We start from the raw sequence: 3848 nt of genomic DNA, 5'->3' as shown, positions 1-3848 counted from the left end.
CGCTTCCGACGCCGAGGTCTTTGCCGAAATCCGCAAGCGCAAGGCCAACTTCTAGAGCCCGTGATATCGTCGACGCCATGACCAGCTCCGCCGAAATCATCGCGACGCTCGGGCTGAAGCCGCATCCGGAAGGCGGCTGGTATGCCGAGACCTTTCGCGATGGCACTGGCGGCGCGCGCGGCCATTCGACCGCCATTTATTTCCTGCTTGAGGAGCATCAGGTTTCGGCCTGGCACCGGGTCAAGGACGCCGCCGAGGTCTGGCATTTCCATGCCGGCGCCCCGCTGGCACTGGCAATGTGGGAAGAAGGCAGCACCGTTGTGGAGCAGGTGCTTGGAATCGATCTCGCAGCCGGTGAGCGGCCGCAGATCGTCGTGCCGGCGGGCTGGTGGCAATCGGCGCGCAGCCTCGGCGAATGGACGCTGGTCGGCTGCACCGTCGCGCCGGGCTTCGAGTTTGCCGCCTTCGAACTGGCAGCACCCGGCTGGCAGCCGAAACAACCGTAGCTCAATAAGAGCCCGGATATAGCAGGGACCCAAGCGTGATCGCGAGTTGGGCGGCGTAGTACAGCGCCCAGACGGCGAAGCGCATCCAGGCGCGGTGCGGCGAGATGGCGGCCACCAGGAATTTCTCCGTGGCGAGCAGCCCGTCGGATGCCATGAACAACAGCGCGCCGCCGATCACGGAGACGTTGCTGGTGGTCAGCGCCGAGATACCCATTGCCAGGATCGCAGCGACATAGACGGCGATCGGCATACGCAGGCCGGGACCGACGCGCCGCCACAGCGCCGCCAGCATGACGGCCGCAAACACCGCCATAGCGAGCGCGATCGCTCCGCGCCACGACTCGGCGCCAAGCACCCCCAACCCGCCACCGCTGCGCAGGAACAGCGCGACATAGACGATGTGGGCGACAAGAAAACTGGCCAGCCCGCCGAGGAAGGCCTTTTCACCGTCGCGCGACAGGAATGCGTCGCCAACGGCGCTGAGGGCGAGCGCGGCGGCGAGCAGCAGCGGGCCGCCCTGCAGCCCGGCCAACACGGCAAGCATCGCCACGGCGAGCGTCTTTGCCGCCGAGCGGGCGAGCGTTGGTGGCATGCCAAGCGTAAAGGCGTAGATCACCGCCGCCGCCAGCGAAAAGATCAGTGTCGCATTGGCATTTGCGTCGATGCCGCCGGCAAACGGCATCGTCATGCCCCGGCCCTGCTTTGGGACGCCCTGGCTCCGCTCTCAGCCGCTGGTTTGCGCAGGAACAGCGACTTCGCTGCAAGTGCGGCCCCGCCGGTGATGAGCACGCAGGCGGCGAGGATGCGCAGCGACGGCTCGGCGACGCCGGCCGCGATCAGCACCAGCGTCGACAACAGCGGTGCGGCGTAGCTTGCAGCACCCAGCACCTGGATGTTGCCGCGCTTGACGCCGATGTCCCAGGCATAGAAGGCCGCCCCCACCGGCATCAGGCCAAGGCCGAGCACGGCCAGCCACTGGCCGGCACCGTCAGGCAGAACCGTCTGTTCCAGCGCCAGGTGGCAGGCGAGCGACAACACCGCGGTCGCCGCGCAGAACCAGGTGACGATGCTGGTCGGCACCGACGGGAAGCGCCGCGACAACAGCGAATAGGACGACCACAGCACGGCACAAACGGCGGCCATCGCATAGCCGAAGGCGTAACGGGCGTCGAAGGCGAGGCCCCCGCCCTTGGTGACGATCAGCACGGTGCCGGCAAGGCCGAGCAGCGCGCCGACGACATGGTTCCAGGCCAGTTTTTCGCCCGGCATCAGCGCCGAGCCGAGCACGATCAGCAAAGGCCATAGATAGGCGATCAGGCTCGCCTCCACAGCCGGCGCATTGCGCAGCGCTGTGAAATAGAAGAAGTGGTAGCCGAACAGCCCGGCAATGCCGATCAGCCACACCTGCGGCGGTATCTTCTGGCTCTTGTCGGGTGCCGGCATGAACAGCCGCGCGACCAGCCCGACACCGGTGCCGATCGAGAAGGTGATCGCCGACAAGAGGAACGGCGGCACCTGGCCCGACGCATCGGTGAGCAGTGCGAGCAGCGCCCACATGGCGACCGCCGAAAAGCCGATCAGTGTTGCGCGCCCCATTCTGTCTCCAGTGGCGCGCCAATTCTGCGCCTGGCTATTGTACCGCTTCGAAACGTCCGGCGCTGATGGTCAAGGTGCCGATCTGCGTGCCCACCGTGGCATGGATCGGCGCATATACGCCGGTTTGGCCGAGCGGTGCAAACGTCACCATCATGCGGCTTTTGCTCTTGAGATAGTTGAGCGCCTTGCGGCCCTTGCGATAGCCAGCCACCGGCTCGAAGCCCATCCGGCAGGTAACCGTGTCGCCCTTGTAGCCCGGCACCGAGATCGTGCCCTTCGAAGCGTAAGTCAGCGTCAGATCGGCGCGCATCTCGCCGTCGTAGAACTTTACCGTGCGGCCGCAGACCTGGTCGAGGCTGTCGGCATGGATGACGGTGGCAGCCATCGGATCGAGCACCGATGCCAGGTCGCCGGCACCGAGCGGCACCCAACTCTTGGGGTCGCGCTTGCCCGGCGCCGGGACGACCTGCGTCGAGGTGACCCTGCCATTTGCAAAGCGGATGTCGACCACCGATGCCTTCTTGCCGGAGGTGTAATCGGCGCGGAATGCCTGCGGCACCATCCTCTTGCCCGCAATCGTGCCTTTGGACGAGATCGTGCCACGCGTGTCGTCGAACAGTTTTGCCAACCCTGCCGCGCTGACGCTGCCTTCGATCGCGTAGGCGCCGTTCTCATAACGGCTGGAAAACGTTGATTTCGCTATCGAAAGTCCAAGGAACGACACCGTATACTCGCCCTTGAACGACTGCGGCGAGGCAGCAGACGCGGCGGACGGCAAGGCTGCGGCAAGCATGGCGGCAAAGGCATGTGACGAACGAAGCATGGCGGGATCGGGTCCTTGATTTTCGGCCGGAGGCGGGCAACTCCGGTCTGGCATGTCCCTATGAGACCGCTTATAGGATGAATTCCGGCCTTAATATGAAAATGCCGGGCGCGCAGTGGGCAATGCAGGAGCTTGACGCCTCGGCGAAATGCAACTATGGAACGCCAACTTTTTCCATAAGGCCGCCTGACCAGAACCGCGCGCCACCCGGCGTGGGCTTGAGTGTTTGGCAGACCCCGAGAACTGAAGGTTAGAACAATGTCCCGCACCTGCGAACTCACTGCCAAGGCAGTCATGTCCGGCAACAATGTGAGCCACGCCAACAACAAGACCAAGCGTCGCTTCCTGCCGAACCTCGTCAATGTGACGCTGATTTCGGAAGCGCTGAACCAGAATGTGCGCCTGCGCATTTCGGCCAACGCACTGCGTTCGGTCGAACATCGCGGCGGTCTCGACGCCTTCCTGGCCAAGGCCGACGTCAAGGAATTGTCGCAGCGCGCCCGTCTGCTGAAGAAGCAGATCGCCAAGAAGACCGCCGAGCAGGCTGCCGCTTAAACAGTTCAAAGGCGGGGGACGACCGCCCTGGCCAACATCTTGTTGGCCTCTGGCCAACATCTTGTTGGCCTTGGGGCATCGGATCGAAGCCGCAAGGTTTTGGCAATCCGGTGCCCACATACGAAGGCGAGCATCGCCCGCATGGGCATGATGCTTGGCTGGTTCCATTACCCAGGATAAAAAAATGACTTCCTTCTCGCGGTATTTGCCCTTCGTGGCCGCCATGGCGCTTGTCGTCGTGGCATCGAACATTCTCGTGCAATTCCCGATGCAGGGCCAGATCGGGGGCCTCTCGCTGGCCGACCTTCTGACTTGGGGGTCCTTCACCTATCCCTTCTCGTTCCTGGTCACCGACCTCGCCAACCGCC

Annotated in this window: 5 protein-coding genes and 1 pseudogene; 3 read left to right on the top strand and 3 right to left on the bottom strand. The window is 64.2% G+C overall.

Annotation, left to right across the window (positions count from 1 at the left end):
• Positions 1-77 precede the first annotated feature (77 nt).
• Positions 78-506, top strand: coding sequence for a cupin domain-containing protein (locus tag EN994_RS21750; RefSeq protein ID WP_013529377.1), 429 nt, complete (start codon positions 78-80; stop codon positions 504-506).
• Position 507: 1 nt separating this feature from the next.
• Here EN994_RS21750 and EN994_RS21745 read toward each other — a convergent pair whose 3' ends face one another.
• The 3 genes from EN994_RS21745 to EN994_RS21735 are packed head-to-tail and all read right to left on the bottom strand — an operon-like array spanning position 508 to position 2925.
• The gene (locus tag EN994_RS21745; RefSeq protein WP_063169103.1) at positions 508-1194 is read right to left on the bottom strand and encodes a lysoplasmalogenase; all 687 of its coding nucleotides are present in this window, start codon (positions 1192-1194) and stop codon (positions 508-510) included.
• Positions 1191-2102: an EamA family transporter gene (locus tag EN994_RS21740; protein WP_063169104.1), complete on the bottom strand. Its 912-nt coding sequence runs from the start codon at positions 2100-2102 to the stop codon at positions 1191-1193. Before EN994_RS21740 ends, EN994_RS21745 begins: the two co-directional genes overlap by 4 nt.
• A gap of 34 nt (positions 2103-2136) precedes the next feature.
• Positions 2137-2925, bottom strand: coding sequence for a DUF3108 domain-containing protein (locus tag EN994_RS21735; protein ID WP_063169105.1), 789 nt, complete (start codon positions 2923-2925; stop codon positions 2137-2139).
• A gap of 258 nt (positions 2926-3183) precedes the next feature.
• Between EN994_RS21735 and rpmB the strand changes: the two genes are divergently transcribed.
• The gene (gene rpmB, locus EN994_RS21730) at positions 3184-3480 is read left to right on the top strand and encodes a 50S ribosomal protein L28 (RefSeq protein WP_013529373.1); all 297 of its coding nucleotides are present in this window, start codon (positions 3184-3186) and stop codon (positions 3478-3480) included.
• A 184-nt stretch (positions 3481-3664) separates the two neighbouring features.
• Positions 3665-3848: pseudogene (locus tag EN994_RS21725) on the top strand (VUT family protein); the annotation flags it as partial.

The organism is Mesorhizobium sp. M7A.F.Ca.CA.002.09.1.1 (genome assembly GCF_003998555.1).
GTDB classification, from domain to species: Bacteria; Pseudomonadota; Alphaproteobacteria; order Rhizobiales; family Rhizobiaceae; genus Mesorhizobium; species Mesorhizobium ciceri.
The sequence above is the reverse complement of the archived record's forward strand: the minus strand, read 5'-3'. Positions and strand labels throughout refer to the sequence as shown.

What these genes read in the sequence shown, in the direction of transcription:
- EN994_RS21750 (WP_013529377.1), top strand. Translation starts at nt 78, where the DNA reads ATGACCAGCTCCGCCGAAATCATCGCGACGCTCGGGCTGAAGCCGCAT.
- EN994_RS21745 (WP_063169103.1), bottom strand. Translation starts at nt 1,194, where the DNA reads ATGACGATGCCGTTTGCCGGCGGCATCGACGCAAATGCCAATGCGACA.
- EN994_RS21740 (WP_063169104.1), bottom strand. Translation starts at nt 2,102, where the DNA reads ATGGGGCGCGCAACACTGATCGGCTTTTCGGCGGTCGCCATGTGGGCG.
- EN994_RS21735 (WP_063169105.1), bottom strand. Translation starts at nt 2,925, where the DNA reads ATGCTTCGTTCGTCACATGCCTTTGCCGCCATGCTTGCCGCAGCCTTG.
- rpmB (WP_013529373.1), top strand. Translation starts at nt 3,184, where the DNA reads ATGTCCCGCACCTGCGAACTCACTGCCAAGGCAGTCATGTCCGGCAAC.